13 protein-coding genes are annotated in these 15,560 nt (G+C 62.9%); 4 read left to right on the forward strand and 9 right to left on the reverse strand.

Annotated features, from left to right (window positions below; all coding sequences use genetic code 11):
- Positions 1 to 15: 15 nt before the first annotated feature.
- The 5 genes from R2N11_RS01075 to dnaE form a co-directional block, all read right to left on the reverse strand.
- The gene (locus R2N11_RS01075; RefSeq protein ID WP_316679829.1) at positions 16 to 858 is read right to left on the reverse strand and encodes a glycosyltransferase family 2 protein; all 843 of its coding nucleotides are present in this window, start codon (positions 856 to 858) and stop codon (positions 16 to 18) included.
- A complete protein-coding gene (locus tag R2N11_RS01080; RefSeq protein ID WP_316679830.1) occupies positions 845 to 1,618 on the reverse strand; it encodes a glycosyltransferase family 2 protein in 774 nt (257 codons plus the stop codon). The genes R2N11_RS01075 and R2N11_RS01080 overlap by 14 nt, the downstream gene beginning before the upstream one ends.
- A gap of 11 nt (positions 1,619 to 1,629) precedes the next feature.
- Positions 1,630 to 2,784 (reverse strand): O-antigen ligase family protein, encoded by a 1,155-nt coding sequence (locus R2N11_RS01085; protein ID WP_316679831.1) that lies wholly within the window; start codon positions 2,782 to 2,784, stop codon positions 1,630 to 1,632.
- A gap of 125 nt (positions 2,785 to 2,909) precedes the next feature.
- The gene (locus R2N11_RS01090; RefSeq protein ID WP_316679832.1) at positions 2,910 to 3,974 is read right to left on the reverse strand and encodes a glycosyltransferase; all 1,065 of its coding nucleotides are present in this window, start codon (positions 3,972 to 3,974) and stop codon (positions 2,910 to 2,912) included.
- 84 nt (positions 3,975 to 4,058) lie between these two features.
- Positions 4,059 to 7,580, reverse strand: coding sequence for a DNA polymerase III subunit alpha (gene dnaE / locus R2N11_RS01095; RefSeq protein ID WP_316679833.1), 3,522 nt, complete (start codon positions 7,578 to 7,580; stop codon positions 4,059 to 4,061).
- Positions 7,581 to 7,740: 160 nt separating this feature from the next.
- On the opposite strand from dnaE, the gene R2N11_RS01100 reads away from it, so the two are divergent.
- A complete protein-coding gene (locus R2N11_RS01100) occupies positions 7,741 to 8,589 on the forward strand; it encodes a sulfurtransferase (protein ID WP_199027748.1) in 849 nt (282 codons plus the stop codon).
- Positions 8,590 to 8,774: 185 nt separating this feature from the next.
- On the opposite strand, the gene R2N11_RS01105 is transcribed toward R2N11_RS01100, so the two are convergent.
- Both R2N11_RS01105 and R2N11_RS01110 read right to left on the reverse strand, forming a co-directional pair.
- Positions 8,775 to 9,347 (reverse strand): flavodoxin family protein, encoded by a 573-nt coding sequence (locus tag R2N11_RS01105; RefSeq protein WP_199027750.1) that lies wholly within the window; start codon positions 9,345 to 9,347, stop codon positions 8,775 to 8,777.
- An 81-nt stretch (positions 9,348 to 9,428) separates the two neighbouring features.
- Positions 9,429 to 10,127, reverse strand: a complete 699-nt coding sequence (locus R2N11_RS01110) for a pirin family protein (protein ID WP_316679834.1) — start codon at positions 10,125 to 10,127, stop codon at positions 9,429 to 9,431.
- A gap of 106 nt (positions 10,128 to 10,233) precedes the next feature.
- On the opposite strand from R2N11_RS01110, the gene R2N11_RS01115 reads away from it, so the two are divergent.
- Both R2N11_RS01115 and gluQRS read left to right on the forward strand, forming a co-directional pair.
- Positions 10,234 to 11,136: a LysR family transcriptional regulator gene (locus R2N11_RS01115; protein WP_316679835.1), complete on the forward strand. Its 903-nt coding sequence runs from the start codon at positions 10,234 to 10,236 to the stop codon at positions 11,134 to 11,136.
- A 66-nt stretch (positions 11,137 to 11,202) separates the two neighbouring features.
- The gene (gene gluQRS, locus R2N11_RS01120; RefSeq protein WP_316679836.1) at positions 11,203 to 12,150 is read left to right on the forward strand and encodes a tRNA glutamyl-Q(34) synthetase GluQRS; all 948 of its coding nucleotides are present in this window, start codon (positions 11,203 to 11,205) and stop codon (positions 12,148 to 12,150) included.
- Positions 12,151 to 12,175: 25 nt separating this feature from the next.
- Here gluQRS and R2N11_RS01125 read toward each other — a convergent pair whose 3' ends face one another.
- Positions 12,176 to 13,663, reverse strand: coding sequence for a DEAD/DEAH box helicase (locus R2N11_RS01125; RefSeq protein WP_316679837.1), 1,488 nt, complete (start codon positions 13,661 to 13,663; stop codon positions 12,176 to 12,178).
- A gap of 238 nt (positions 13,664 to 13,901) precedes the next feature.
- Between R2N11_RS01125 and R2N11_RS01130 the strand changes: the two genes are divergently transcribed.
- Positions 13,902 to 14,717 carry an oxygen-binding di-iron domain-containing protein gene (locus tag R2N11_RS01130; protein ID WP_199027760.1) on the forward strand — a complete coding sequence of 272 codons (816 nt, stop codon included), beginning with the start codon at positions 13,902 to 13,904 and terminating at the stop codon, positions 14,715 to 14,717.
- Here R2N11_RS01130 and R2N11_RS01135 read toward each other — a convergent pair.
- Entirely contained in the window at positions 14,701 to 15,411 is a 711-nt protein-coding gene (locus tag R2N11_RS01135; protein ID WP_316679838.1) for a TetR/AcrR family transcriptional regulator, read from the reverse strand. The genes R2N11_RS01130 and R2N11_RS01135 overlap by 17 nt on opposite strands.
- Positions 15,412 to 15,560 lie beyond the last annotated feature (149 nt).

The raw sequence follows: 15,560 nt of genomic DNA on the forward strand, positions 1-15,560 counted from the left end.
CGCGCAGGCGCCGGTTCAGACGCCTTGGCCGCGCAACTCAGCCAATCCCGCCTCAGCGCGGATGACATCGGTGTTGCGGCGCGCCATCATCCGGTGGTAGTTGGGGCTTTCCTGTTCGCGAGATTGCTCGCGATGCCACAGGTGGAACACCTCGGTCGCGCAAAAGCCGCGCTTGCGCCGAACACCAGCGTTGTACAGGCGGACAGCCAGATCGGCATCTTCATGGCCCCAGCCGACGAAGCTCTGGTCGAAGCCGTTCACACGTTCGAAATCGCTGCGCCAGACGCCCAGGTTGCAGCTCTTGATGCCACGCAGGCTCGTGCCCTTGAACGTGCGCGGAACAGGCAGACCGGGCACCAGCAGCGGTAAGAACTTGTTGATACGGCCAGCACGCCAAGCGCTGAACCAATAGGCGCGGTCCTTCAAGTGGATGTCAGTCTGCTGCGCGACAACGTCTCGCGTCATCTCCTCGCTCAGCAGGATGCGGCTGCCAGACAGCAAACGCCCCGGCTCAGCCAGCGCACGGTGCCGGGCGACGAAGTCGGGGCGCGGCACGCAATCCCCGTCGAGAAAGACAAGGTAGTCGGCATCGGAAGCCAGCACGCCGCGATTGCGGATCTCGGCCGCGCGGAAACCATCGTCGGGGTGCCAAACATGGCGCAGCGGATACGGTGCCGCCTGGGCGGCGGCTTCCACCGCCAAACGCGTATCGTCGCGCGAGCCATCGTCGGCGACGATCACATCAAAGGCGGTGTCCGTCTGCGCACCGCAACCGGCCAGCACCCGGGCGAGTGCGTCGGGGCGGTTATACGTCGTAACAATCAGCGCAATGCGACGCGGGCAATCAGCGCTTGCCATGACGGTGCAGCATCATCAGCTTGATGTAGCGATAGTACGTGCCCTCTGCGTTGGACACAGCCAGCATGAAGCCTTCAGCGCCATCCAGGAAACCGCGCTGGATGATATAGGTGCGAATGAATGCCCATAGCCCGTGGCCGATTGCACTACCCAACGAAGCGCGCTTGCCCTTGGCATAAGCTGCAGCGGCGCCAGCGGTCGAGTAATCGTTGGCCTTGTCGAGCGCTGCCCTCAGATCGGGGATCGAGTAGTGGATGATCGGCGCGCGAAAATCGCCAACGGTCCCCTCGAACACCAGGTGCGAGTGCACCGGCGCATCGAAGAAGGTCACCTGCTCACGCTTGAAGAACCGGCGAATGCGGTCCGGCCACCAACCCGAATGCTTCATGAAGCGACCGCAGAAACTGGAGCTGCGCGGCATGGAATACACCGTGTGAGAACTGCCGGATTCGAGCACAGCGATCATCTCGGCGCGCAACTCGGGGCTGATGCGCTCGTCGGCATCCAGGGAGAGCACCCAGTCGGTACGCGCTTCACGCAACGCACGATTGGACTGCTCACCGTAGCCCGGCCAGTCCGTTTCGAAAACGCGGGCGCCCAGTTTGCGGCAGATGTCTTGCGTGCCGTCCGTGCTGCCGGAATCGAAGACGATGACGTCGTTCGCCCAATCGCGCACCGAGCGGATGCAATCGCCGATGTCGGCGGCTTCATTCTTGGCGACGATGATAACGGCGAGCGTGGCTCGGTTGGATGCTGACATGCAGAACGATCTCAGAGAACAGGATTGGCGCCGAGCTCTTGCCGACGCCGGTGAATATGCGCAGTGAACACGGCCACCATCACGCTATAGAACACGACAGTCTGCGCGATGATGAGCATCACCTCGCTCAGCCCAAACAGCATGAAACCGACGCACAGTGTGAGGCCCATGGCCCCGGTGGTACGGAGAACGCGGTCATCGCACAGCGCGGCGCGCAGAAAGTACGCAGCAGGCACCAGATAGAGCGCCAGCAACGCACCGATGCCCAGCACGCCAAGCGTGGCGCCATTGTATAGAAACTCGTTGTGGGCATGCTCGAAGGCCGTGGCTTCTTGGGTGATCACACCCTCGGCATGAATCGCCTGCAAGCTTTTATGGAACTCGCCCCGGCCAACACCGGCCAGCGGGTGGCGCGTCAACATCAATGCAGCCGCCCTCCACAGTTGGAAACGAATGCCAACTGAGGTGTTGGCTTGGCCTGCCTTGTAGGCATGAATATCGCTAAGTGCTTGATCGAAACGAGTACGAACCATGCTCGACGAGACACAAACGGCTGCCAGCAGCGCGAAAAAGACCAACAACGCGGTCACCCGTTTCTTCCAACTCAGGTGACGCAGCGTCGCCACGGCAATCAATAGCAGCACGGGAATCGCAATCCAACCGCCGCGCGATTGAGACATGTAGGACGCGTAGAGCCCTGCTGTGCCGCCGGCCACGCGCAATACGATGAGCAGCCAACCATCGTCGCGCGCCCAACCAATGGAAGTCAGCGAGAACAACCCCAGCAACAGCGACAAGTTGCCGAACGGAATGGCATTGGAGTAGGCCCCGACCACATCCGATCGGCTCAGCCTCAACTCCAGGTACGCCCATACGAACGAAGCCAAGGCTCCCGCCACGCAACCCCACTGCACGTTCTGCAATCGTCCAGGGCGCAGCTGTAGCAGCCCAAACAACACAATGCCAAACAGCCACAACCGCCCATAGGCGAACGGCACACCACGTGGCGCCGCAGGATTCAGCCACGCGCTCACCAGCATCGCCGTCGGCATTGCCGCCATGGCAAGGATCAACCAGCGATGCTCACGCCACATCGCAAGTAGCCGATCCTTCAAAGCCGGATACCCAATCGCCATCGACCAAAGCGCCGACACAAGCAACAGCATGAATGCGGAGAATGCCGCGCCATGTGTCGACAGCATCAGTGCCGGCAGGATGACAATCCCCAGCACAGCCAGAACCACCGGCACACAGGAAACGACTGCCCGACCGCGTTGCACCATAACGCCCATCACAGCGTCCCCGCGCCCGGTGCCAGGGCTAGCAAGGCGTCAATGTGAGCGCGGACACCCGGGTCATAGCGCAGATGCTCGCGCGGGTTCGCCAGCCTTGCCTGCCCAGCCTGCGCACGCGCCACCGCCGCCTCAATGGTGCGGGCAAGCGTTTCCGGATCATTCACGTCGAAGGTGGGCGCGCCTTCGTCGGAAATCACCTCGGTGCAGGCGATGTTGCTCGCCAACACGGCGGGCGTGCCGCACAGCACGGACTCCACCCCGATCAAGCCGAACGGCTCGTAGTGCGAGGCGAGGATCGTGTAGTCCGCCGCACGGTAGACGTTCTCGATGTCCTTGCGATAACCGAGGTAACGGATGTTGGGCGAGGAAGACGACACCGGTCGCCCGATCACCACCAGTTGCACGGGCAAATTCGTCTTGGAAAAGAACGCTTCCAGCAGCGGATAACCCTTGCGCTTGTGGCTCGACGACGGAAACACGAAGGTGATGCGGTCACAGGCGAAGCCCAGTTCGTCACGCAAGCGCTGACGCTCGGCCTCATCCACCAGCGAAAACTTTGCCTCGCTCACCGGCGGGTACACCGTCTTCACCTTGGCTTGCGGGATGTCGTAGTAGTCGAGCACCTCCTGCGCCATCAGTTTCGAGTGCGCGACGATCACGTGCGAGCGCACGTAGTCACGGCGCTCCAGCGCGATCTGCTGGCGGTCCCAGAAGGCCGGGGCCTTGGGAAAGCTTTTCAGATAGCCAATGTGCGTGCCACCGCAGATGGCGATGTCCGACGCTCCGGTGCGATTGCAGCCGATCATCAGGTCGACATGCTCGCGCTTGGCCAGATGGCGCACCAGCCAGCCGAAAACGTGGTCATTGAGCTTGCCCGTCAGCTTGCGCGTGGGCAGCGCGATGGCCTTGACCTGGGCGTATTCGGGCAGCGCCTTGTCAACCGTTTTGGCAAAGAACACAGGACGGATGGCGCGCTCATGCAGGCCGCGGACCAAATCCATCGCGTAGCGCTCGCTACCGCCGCTGTAACCCAGCGCGTTGCACGAGATTCCGACGTTCATGGATGCTGAGAATGTAATCGTGTGAAGTGTGCTGTGGTGCCGGACCCGCGCCCGGCGAAGGCGCCCCCCGGCACCCTCTTCGAATTAGTCGTACATCGTAAGCACGTTCTCGGCGTTCAGCGCCTGACGCAGCGCCGCGATCGCTTCTTCGCTCGGCACGATGCGCCAGGCATCACCCAGCACGGCCTCGCAGCGAGCCTGTTCGCAGCTGTAGCTGATGCGCACGGACACGCCGTTACCATCCGCTGCCACGAGCGGCGTCAACAGGTCGCGCAACTTGGCGGACGTTGAGTTGCCGTTCATCGACAACCGGATGGCGCGGGCAAACTTGGCGCGCGCCTGCGTCAGATCCATCACCGATTCGGCCGTCACGCGCACGCCACCGGTGAACATGTCGTGGCGGGCGCTGCCCTGCACGATCAGCACTTCGTCTTCCTTGAACAGCGCGCGGTTGGCTTCGAAGACTTCGTTGAAGACTGTCACCTCGGTCGCCTCGCTGGCGGAGCCGTCGTCAAGCATGACAATCAGCATCTTGCCGCGCTGTGTCATCTGCGTACGCTGGCCAACGATCACGCCCGCCACGGTCTTGTTGCGCGCGTCGCGGTTGCCGTAACCACCTCCACCGTTGCCCTTGTCAGTCACCTCACGGGCGAGGTCAGCCAGCGTCGTGCGGGCAAACCGGCGTACCTCGTCTCGGCACTCGTCAAAAAGGTGTCCTGACAGGTAGAAACCCAGCGCCTGCTTTTCTTCCTGCAGCTTGCGCTTGGTGGTCCAGGCCGGTTCATCGACGAGTTCGGGGCGATGCTGTTCGGCATCGTCGCCGCTCATCAGGTCGAAGAGCGACACTTGGTTTGCAGCGGCCGCCTTCTGTTCGGCTGCTTCCATCGCCAGGCCGATCGAGGCGAGCAACTGCGCGCGATTGTCGTTGAGGCTATCGAAGGCACCGGCACGCACCAGCGCCTCGATCGTGCGGCGGTTGACCTGGCGGCGGTCGACGCGCTCGCAGAAGTCGAACAGATCTTTGAACGGACCGTCTTCGCGCGCACGCAGAATGTCTTCAATGGCGCCCTGCCCGCTGCCCTTCACGCCGCCCAGGCCATAACGGATGGTCTTGGCGTCCGTCGGCGTAAAGCGGTACAGACTTGCGTTGATATCCGGCGGCAGCACCTTCAAGCCGTTCTTGCCGATGGCGTCGTCGTGGAGGATCTTCACCTTGTCGGTGTCGTCCATGGCGAGCGACATGTTGGCTGCCATGAATTCGGCCGGGTGATGCGCCTTGAGCCACGCGGTGTAGTACGCCAGCAGCGCATACGCTGCCGCGTGCGACTTATTGAAGCCGTAGCCCGCGAACTTCTCCATCAGGTCGAAGATTTCGTCGGCCTTCTCCGTCGTCAGGCCATCCTTGGCCGCGCCCGCGCGGAACAGCTCGCGGTGCTGGGCCATCTCTTCCGGCTTCTTCTTACCCATCGCGCGACGCAGCAAATCAGCGCCGCCGAGCGAGTAACCGCCCACGATCTGCGCCATCTGCATCACCTGCTCCTGGTAGACCATGATGCCGTAGGTCTCCTTGAGCACTGGCTCGACGCGCGGGTCGGGATACTCCACCTTCTCGCGGCCGTGCTTACGGGCGCAGAAACTGGGGATCAGGTCCATTGGGCCTGGGCGATACAACGCCACCAGGGCGATGATGTCCTCGAAGCGGTCAGGCTTGGCGTCCTTCAGCATGCCCTGCATGCCGCGGCTTTCCAGCTGGAACACCGCCACCGTATTGGCCGCCTTGAGGATGTCGAACGCCGGCTTGTCGTTCAGCGGGATATGGCTGCAGTTCCAATCCGCCTTGGACGGATCGAGCATGCGGATGTAGCGCTCGGCCCAGTCGAGGATCGTGAGCGTGGTCAAGCCCAAAAAGTCGAACTTGACCAGGCCGACGGCTTCCACGTCGTCCTTGTCGTACTGGCTGACGACGCCGGCGTCTTCGCCACCTTGCGTGTAGAGCGGGCAGAAGTCGGTCAACTTGCCCGGGGCGATCAGCACACCGCCCGCGTGCATGCCGACGTTACGCGTCATGCCTTCCACGCGCTGGGCGAGCTCCAGGAGCTGCTTGACTTCTTCTTCGTTGGCTTCACGCTCGGCCAGGAGCGGCTCTTCCTTCTTGGCTTCTTCCAGCGTGACGAGCTTGCCCGGCTTGAACGGGATCAGCTTGGCCACACCGTCGACAAAGTTGTAGCCGAGGTCGAGCACGCGGCCCACATCGCGCACGGCTGCCTTGGCGGCCATGGTGCCAAAGGTGGCGATCTGCGAGACGGCATCCTTGCCGTACTTTTCCTTTACGTACTGGATGACGCGATCGCGGCCGTGCTGGCAGAAGTCGATGTCGAAGTCGGGCATCGACACACGTTCCGGGTTCAGGAAACGCTCAAACAGCAGGTTGTACTTGAGCGGGTCCAGATCGGTAATGCCCAGCGCATACGCCACCAGCGAACCCGCACCCGAGCCCCGGCCCGGCCCCACCGGCACGCCGTTGTTCTTGGCCCAGTTGATGAAGTCCGCCACGATCAGGAAGTAGCCCGGGAAGCCCATCTTGATGATGGTGCCGGTCTCGAACTCCAGGCGGGCGTAGTACTCAGCGCGCTTGGACTCGCGCACCGCCTCGTCGGGGAACAGCACCTCCATGCGCTTTTCCAGCCCTTCCTTGGCGAGGTGGACGAGATAGTCGTCCAGCGACATGCCGTCAGGCGTCGGGAACAGCGGCAGCTTGGGCTTGCCCAGCTCCAGCGTGAGGTTGCAGCGCTGCGCGATCTGCACCGCATTGGCCAGCGCGGACGGGATGTCGGCAAACAGCGCGCACATCTCGTCCTGCGTCTTGAAGTATTGGTCGGTCGTGAAGCGTTTGGTACGACGCGGATTGGCGAGCAGTTCGCCCTCCGAAATGCAGGTGCGCGCCTCGTGCGCTGTAAAGTCATCCGGCGTCATGAACTGCACCGGATGCGTGGCGACCACCGGAAGATGCATCGCCGCGGCCAGCTTCACGGCCTGTTGAACATAGGCCTCGGTACCGGCATGGCCGGCGCGCTGCAGTTCGATGTAGAACGCGTCCGGAAACACGCGCGACCAGTTCGTCGCCAGCTTGCGCGCCAGTGCATCGTTGCCGTTGGCCAGCGCCATGCCGATATCACCAGCCATGCCGCCTGACAGCGCCAGCAGACCCGTAGCGAGCGGTGCGTCTTCCACGCCGGGCTCGTCAAACCATTCGGGGGCAATTTCTGCACGACCGCGATGTTGATTGCTCAGCCAAGCACGGGAGAGCAATTGGCAGAGGTTCAGATAGCCCTGCTTGTTACGCACCAGCAACAGAAGGCGTGTCGGCTTGTCGCGCTCGTCGTGATTGGTGATCCACACGTCAGCACCAACGATGGGCTTGACGCCCTTGCCGCGCGCTTCCTTGTAGAAGCGCACCAGCCCGAAGGCGTTGGCGAGGTCGGTCAGCGCCAGGGCGCCCATGCCATCTTTGGCGGCGGCCTTGACGGCATCGTCCAGACGGACGTTGCCATCGACGACGGAGTATTCGGAATGGAGACGGAGGTGGACGAAGCGCGGCGAATTCATCCGCGTATTGTACCGGCTGGGGTCCGGGTATCACCTTCCGTCAAGCATTTGCGCACACGGAGTTGACCATCGACAACGCCACCCAGTCATTGGGACCGTTATAATTTCGGCTTACGAATCAACGGGTTACCCAGGCGCCCCAAAACCGGCGCGGCAGCACATGCAGATCGTCAATATTTCCGCTTACAAATTCGTCACCCTCGATGACCGCGACACCCTGCGCCCAGCGCTGCTGGCCGAATGCCAAGCGCGCGAACTGAAGGGCACCGTGCTGCTGGCCCCCGAGGGCATCAACATCTTCCTGGCCGGCTCGCGCGAGGCGATCGACGGCATCGTCGGCTGGCTGCGAGCCGACCCGCGCTTTGCCGATCTGGCACCGAAGGAAAGCCTGTCCGACCACCAGCCGTTCCGCCGCCTGCTGGTGCGCCTGAAGAAAGAAATCATCACCATGCGCCATCCGCTGATTCGTCCGGAAAGCGGACGTGCGCCGTCGGTCACCCCGCCGGAGCTCAAGCGCTGGCTGGACCAGGGCCACGACGACGAAGGCCGCCCCGTGGTGATGCTCGACACGCGCAATGACTATGAAGTCGCGGTCGGCACCTTCAAGAACGTCGTCGAGTACAACCTCAAGAAGTTCACCGAATTCCCGCCCGCCATTGCCGCGCACAAGGATGACTTTGCCGGCAAGACCGTCGTGTCGTTCTGCACCGGCGGCATCCGCTGTGAAAAAGCCGCGATCCACATGCAGGAGATCGGCGTCGAGCGCGTGTACCAGCTCGAAGGCGGCATCCTCAAGTATTTCGAGGAAGTGGGTGGCGCCCACTACGACGGTGATTGCTTTGTCTTCGACCACCGCACCGCGCTCAACGCTGAGCTGCTGCCGGCTGGCCCGAAGCAGTGCTTTGCGTGCCGCGCCGTCGTCACGCCGGAAGAGCAACAATCGGCCGACTACATCCCCGGCAAGCGCTGCCCGCACTGCGCTGACCACCAAACCCGCGCCGCCGCATGAAACGCCTCGCTACCGCGCTCCTCGTCGCCATGCTCGGCCTTGCGGTGCTGAGCGGTTGCTCGACAAGTTGCGCGGGCGGTTCGAACCGGGGGGTGTTCTGCGGAGCCGGCACGCGGTTCTGACACCAGCGCAGCCCACAAAAAACGCCGGACATGCCGGCGTTTTTCTTTGGGCGATCCGCCGACTTACTGGCGGCCGCGCACAAACTGATTGGTGATGGCGACAATGCGCTCACCGAACAGCTTGGCGGTTTCCAGATCGCCGGGCAGCGGGCCTTCTTCGGGGCTCACATCCGACGGCGATTGCGACAGCGCACCACCAAACCCACCCAGGTAGTTCACGTCGTTGCGCGTGGCCGCCTTGCTATTGGCCGGCATCATGCCCGTGCCCACCCAGATCATTCCGTGCTGCTGCGACAGCGTCCACAGGTACTGAATCGACGAAAATTTGTCGCCGTTCATCGATGCGGAGTTCGTGAAGCCAGCGGCGATCTTGTCCTTCCACGCGCCCGTGAACCATGCCTTGGACGAGGCATCAGCAAATTTCTTGAAGTCGCCCGAGACGCCGCCCATGTAGGTTGGCGCGCCGAAGACGATCGTGTCGACATCGGCCAGCAGCGCCCAGGTGTCGTCGTTGACGTCCGTGACCGAGATCAGGTGCGCCTCGGCGCCGGCGTTCTTCACGCCCGCAAACACGGCCTCGGCCTGCTTCTTGGTGTGGCCATAACCACTGTGATAAACGACTGCAACGCGTGCCATGAGAATCCTCTTGGGGTTGGAGTAACGGCAGGGGAACAACAAGAATAGGAAAAACGGCGCACCGAGCATGCGCCGCGAACATTACGGCAGATCGAACACCAGCACTTCGCTGTCTTCGCCGCCGGAAAGCGTCACCGCACTTTCCTGCGTCAGCTTGGCCGCATCGCCGCCGACGAGCGTGCGACCGTTGACGCTGACCTTGCCACGCACCACGTGCACATAGGCACGACGGCCGTCGACGATGGGCAGCGTCGACGTTTCAGCACCATCGAATCGGCCAGCATAAAGCGACATGTCCTGATGCACCGTCACCGAATCATTGCGTCCGTCGTTGCTGGCAATGAGGGCCAGCTTGCCGCGCTTGGCCGCATCGTCAAAGCGGCGCTCTTCGTAGCCGGGCGTGAGGTTCAGTTGCGCGGGCAGCACCCAGATCTGCAGGAAATGCGTGGTCTGGTCCTGCGCATGGTTGAACTCGGAATGACGCACGCCTGTCCCAGCCGTCATGCGTTGCACGTCGCCGGGGCGCAGTACGCTGCCGTTGCCCATGCTGTCCTTGTGGGCCAGTTCGCCATCGAGCACGTAGCTGATGATTTCCATGTCGCGGTGGCCATGTGTGCCAAAGCCCATACCGGCTGCGACGCGGTCTTCATTGATGACGCGCAACGGCCCGAACTGAACGTGTTCCGGGTCCATGTAATCGGCAAACGAAAAGCTGTGATACGACTTCAGCCAGCCATGGTCTGCGTAACCTCGGTCTTGAGAGGGGCGGATTTCAATCATTTTGATGAATCTCCTATCCAAATCACTGCGTTGATGTGTGAATGGTACGCAGATTGGCTATAGTTGCGCCGTACGGCTTTGATTCATTTCATCAAAAATTCTGAATATGGTGCTCTCGCTGGAATCTTTGGAAGTACTGGATGCGATTGAACGCAAGGGCAGCTTTGCCGCCGCCGCGCATGAGCTGGGCAAGGTGCCCTCCGCTCTCACTTATGTGGTGCGCAAGCTGGAGGATGACCTGGATGTGTTGCTGTTTGACCGTCGCCGCCACCGCGCAGAGCTGACACCCGCCGGCCGTGCGCTGCTCGACGAGGGCCGACACCTGCTACAGGCCGCCGACGATCTGGCCCGCCGCGTCAAACGCCTGGCCACCGGCTGGGAAGCCACGTTGACCATCGTGCTGGACAACCTTGTGTACTTCCGCGCGCTGCTGCCCGTGATCCAGGATTTCTACGCGGAGAACACCGCCACGCGCCTGCGGTTCAGCCGTGAGGTCCTGGGCGGCACGTGGGATGCGCTGCTCTCCGGCCGCGCCGATCTGATGCTTGGCCCCGCGCACACTGCGCCGGTGCAGGGTGTGCAGACGCGCACGCTTGGCGCCATTCCATTCGTATTTGCGGTGGCGACGCACCACCCGCTTGCGCAGGCACAGGAGCCTGTCCCTGCTGCGGCCATCGCGCGCCATCGCATCGTTGCTGTGGGTGATACCTCACGCAACCTGCCGGCGCGCACCATTGGCGTCATGGCCGGGCAAGACACGCTGGTGGTACCGACCATGGACGACAAGATCCAGGCGCAGATCCGTGGCCTGGGCTGCGGTTGGCTGCCGGTGCCACTGGCGCAACCCTATCTCGATTCCGGTGTGCTGATCGCCAAGGAAACCACCGAAGATCGCCGTCTCGGCACATTCCAGGTGGCGTGGCGCAACAACATGCGCGGCAAGGCATTGCAATGGTGGGTCGACAAGCTGGAAGACCCGCGTCTGGCGCAGGCACTGCTGATGCAGTAGCGGCAATTGCGGGGGCACGCCGGCAAAATCGCGCAAAATAGTGGAATCCGTGCCTGGAGTTTTGCGTTGTCCCAAGCCAATCTCGATTTCCCCGAACCTTCTGCCACACCGGCGCGCGGCACGTACCGCGGCCGCTTCGCGCCCTCGCCCACGGGGCCCCTACACATCGGTTCACTGGTGACCGCGCTGGCAAGCTGGCTTGACGCCCGCGTGCATGGCGGCACGTGGCTGGTGCGCATTGAAGACATCGACTTCCAGCGCAACGTGCCCGGCGCCGATCGCGACATCCTTGCCGCACTCGAAGCGTTCGGCCTGGCGCCTGACGAAGCGCCGCAATGGCAGAGCGCGCACCTGCATCGTTTCGAAACAGCGCTGGCGCAACTGCAGGCCATCGACCAGCTCTATCCGTGCGGCTGCACGCGTCGCGAGATTGCGGACTCCGTCACCACCATCGACGCAAATGGCCGCCTGCGCCATCAGACGCTCATCTACCCTGGCACCTGTCGCAACGGCTTGAATGGGCGCCCACCGCGCGCATGGCGTGTGCGCGTGCCGGAGGCCGACACCGCCACAATCTGCTTTGAGGACCGCTGGCAAGGCACGCAGTGCCAGAACATCGCCGAAGCCGTGGGCGACTTCGTACTCAAGCGCGCCGATGGCATGTGGGCGTATCAGATTGCGGTGGTGGCAGACGATGCCGCACAAGGCATCACCGATGTGGTGCGCGGTGCCGACCTGCTCGACTCGACGCCGCGCCAGATCTATCTGCAGCAACTGCTTGGGCTACCGCCCGTGCGCTACATGCACGTGCCGGTGGTGGTCAACGCCGACGGTGAGAAGCTCAGCAAACAGACCGGCGCACGCGCCATCAACCGCAGCCAGCCGTTAGCCGCGCTGACTGAAGCGGCGCGGCATCTGGGGCTGGAGATTCGGGCGGAAGATCTGGAGGGGTTTTACCGAGACGCCGTCCCGGCCTGGGCCAATCGCATCGCGCAATTGTCCCCGGCGACATAGCTGTCGCCGTTTTCAACGCTACAACTTAACGCTTGCGCGGCACGCCACCAAGGAGTGCTGCGATCGGGCGCTTGGCGCTGCGCGGGTGGCCAGCCGATTGTGCTGGCTTGGCCGTCTCTGCCGTTTCGGCCGGCGCCGTCGATTCGTAAGGACGATTGAAGAACGGATCGTCCGACGGACGGAATGCCGGGCGCACGATCGTGTGATCGAGCACACGGGCGCCGTTGCGCTCATCGCGCTCCCGGGCGCGACGGACTTCACCGCGGGCACGCTTTTCATCGCGCTCGCGGCGTTCACGGTCACGGGCCTGTTCGCCGGTCGGGTCGAAGTCAGTCAGTTGCTCGCGCGGCAGGTTGCGCTTGATCAGCTTTTCGATGTCGGCCAGGAAGCGCTCATCACCCGGCGCAAACAGCGACAGCGCGTCGCCCGAGGCACCGGCACGGCCCGTGCGGCCGATGCGGTGCACGTAGTCTTCTGCGTTGAACGGCAGGTCGAAGTTGATCACGCATGGCATCTGCGAGATGTCGAGGCCACGCGCTGCCACGTCGGTGGCGACCAGCACATCAACGGTGCCCTGCTTGAAGGCTTCCAGTGTCTGCATGCGCTCGGTCTGCGTCTTGTCGCCGTGGATGGCGTTGGCATTGATGCCTTCGCGCTCCAGCGCACGCGCCAGACGCGAGCAGCCGATCTTGCTGTTGGAGAACACGATGCACTGGCGCGGCAGGCCTTGGTCAGCGCGCTGGCGCAGCAGGTGCACGAGCGCGGCCTGCTTGTGATTGTCCGGCACCGTGTAGATGACCTGGCGGACGTTCTCTGCCGTAGCGTTGCTGCGTGCCACTTCGATCGTCTGCGGATGGCGCAGGTAGCTGGAGGCCAGCTTCTTGATCTCGGGCGAGAACGTGGCCGAGAACAGCAGCGTCTGGCGATGCGCCGGCAGCAGATTGATGATGCGCTGCAGGTCGGGCAAGAAACCCATGTCGAGCATGCGGTCGGCTTCATCCAGCACCAGCATGCGCACTTGCGACAGGTTCACGCTGCGTTGCTGCACGTGGTCAAGCAGGCGACCCGGCGTGGCGACAAGGATTTCCACGCCACGACGCAGTTGCTCGGTCTGCGGGTTCATGTCGACGCCGCCAAACACGACCGCGCTACGCAGCGCCGTGTACTTCGCGTACTTGGCAACGTTGTCGTACACCTGGTCGGCCAACTCGCGCGTGGGCGTGAGGATCAGCGCCCGCACCGGGTGGCGCGCCGGCGACGCGCTGGTGTTGGCGTCAGGCAGCAGGTTGTGAAGAATCGGCAGCGAGAAGCCGGCGGTCTTCCCGGTGCCCGTTTGTGCAGCGCCCATGACGTCGCGGCCGGCGGTAACGACCGGAATGGCGGCGGCCTGGATAGGTGTGGGCTTGGTGTAGCCGCTCTCGGTCAGCGCACGGAGGATGTCCGTGTGCAGGCCGAAGCTGTCGAATGTCACCGATTCGTTGACCGGCGCTTCAGACGTTGTCGCAGTGTTCATAGGGGGAGATGCAGCATGCCGAGGGGCATGGCAGGCGCAACAGGCTCAGTCGGAATTGACAGCGAGCGGCTCGCGCAAAGCGTTAAAAATCAAAAGTTTATCACGTGAGGGTCAGCACGGGACGGATGAACGACATGCCAGCACCCGCGCGGGCGCCACATCTGCCTTGACACGGATCAATAGGCCCAGGCCCATGCTGCGCGACCATCGGGCATCCCAACCTGCGCCCCCTCCCTCCATGGTGACCACGCTTTATGAAACGCCCGAGCATGTCTGCCTGATGTTTTCCGACTTGGTGGACGATCACGACGACCTGCCGGTGCAGACCAACCAGTTCCTCATTGTCGATCACGGCCACGGCGCGCTGATCGACCCGGGCGGCCAGATGACGTACAACGCGCTCTATCTGGCGATGAACAGCTACTTTCCGCCCAAGCAACTCGACTATGTGCTCGCCTCGCATGCGGACCCGGATATCGTCGCCTCGGCTGGGCGCTGGCTCACAAGTTCCAGTTGCGACATCTTGATCTCGCGCGTGTGGGAGCGCTTTCTGCCGCACTTCTGCAACGTGGGTAAGACCGAGGGCCGGATCGTACCGATTCCGGATACGGGCATGGCGATCCCGCTGGGACAATCGCATCTGCTGGCAGTGCCGGCGCATTTCCTGCACTCGGAGGGCAACTTTCAGTTCTACGATCCGGAATCGCGGATTCTCTTTTCGGGCGACCTGGGCGCATCGATGGTGCACGCCAACGTGGCTGCCAAGCCCGTGGAAGATTTCGACGCGCACCTGCCGCTGATGGCGCCCTTCCACCGCCGCTACATGAGCGGCAACCGTGTCTGCCGCTTGTGGGCACAGATGGTGCGTGGGCTGGATATCGAATGGATCGTGCCGCAGCACGGCCAGGCCTTCCGTGGGAAAGCCATGGTCAACCGCTTCATCGATTGGGTGGAAACGCTCGACTGCGGCATCGACCTGATGACGCCGGAGATCTTCCGCTTGCCCGCCATGCCGAAAACACCGGCGGGCGCGGCGCTCAAGACTCGGGTTTGACTGCCGGGCTGGGGGCCGCCGGCAGGATGATCTTCATCATGGCGCTCGACAACTCGTGCGCCAGCACATTGGCGTCGATACGCGAGGGGTCGTGCCACGTGTACATGAAGCCCATCACGCCCCCCATCGAGTGCGCGGCGACGCGCGCATCGCCAAACTCAAACACGCCGGCGCGCTTGCCTTCGTCCAGCAGCGCATACAGATCGCGATAGTAGCCGCGCGACATGCCGTGCAGCCACTCCACGGTTTCGGGCCGCAAATATTGGCGGTCACGGTACGTGAGCGCAGCCGCATAGTGGCAGTCGATGCAGCGGCGTGCCATCTCCAGCAGGCAGGCCTGTAGGCGCTCGCGCACCGGCAGCGCCGCGTCAGCGGTCTCGCGGATGGCTGACAGGCAGATTTGCGCGGCCTCGCGGCAGAGGATGTCGAAGATCTCGTACTTGTCGGTGAAGTAGTAGTACACCGCTGGCTTGGTCACGCCCAATGCGGCGCACAAGTCACTCATCGTCATACCGGCATAGCCCTTGGTGAAGAAGAGCTGGGCGGCAGTATCAAGAATCTGTCGGCGGCGCGCCTCCTGGCGCTCGGCGATATGCGGGCGCGTGACGGGCGCAGAGACCGGTGGTGCCTCAGGAGCCTCGGTTTCAGCGGACGGTTGCACGTCGGAAACAGCAGATTTGCGGACGATGGACATGGTGCGCATTCTCGCATGCCGCCTTTGGATGCGCCGTCGCGTCTGCGCATCGGGGTGGCATCACGCCGCTGAAATGCTTGACGCATCAAACGGCGCTTTCTATATTTCTACCCAATGGTATAAAAAATTACCACAAAGTATAGATAGCG

The sequence above is a fragment of the Ralstonia flaminis genome (assembly GCF_958415495.1).
GTDB classification, from domain to species: Bacteria; Pseudomonadota; Gammaproteobacteria; order Burkholderiales; family Burkholderiaceae; genus Ralstonia; species Ralstonia flaminis.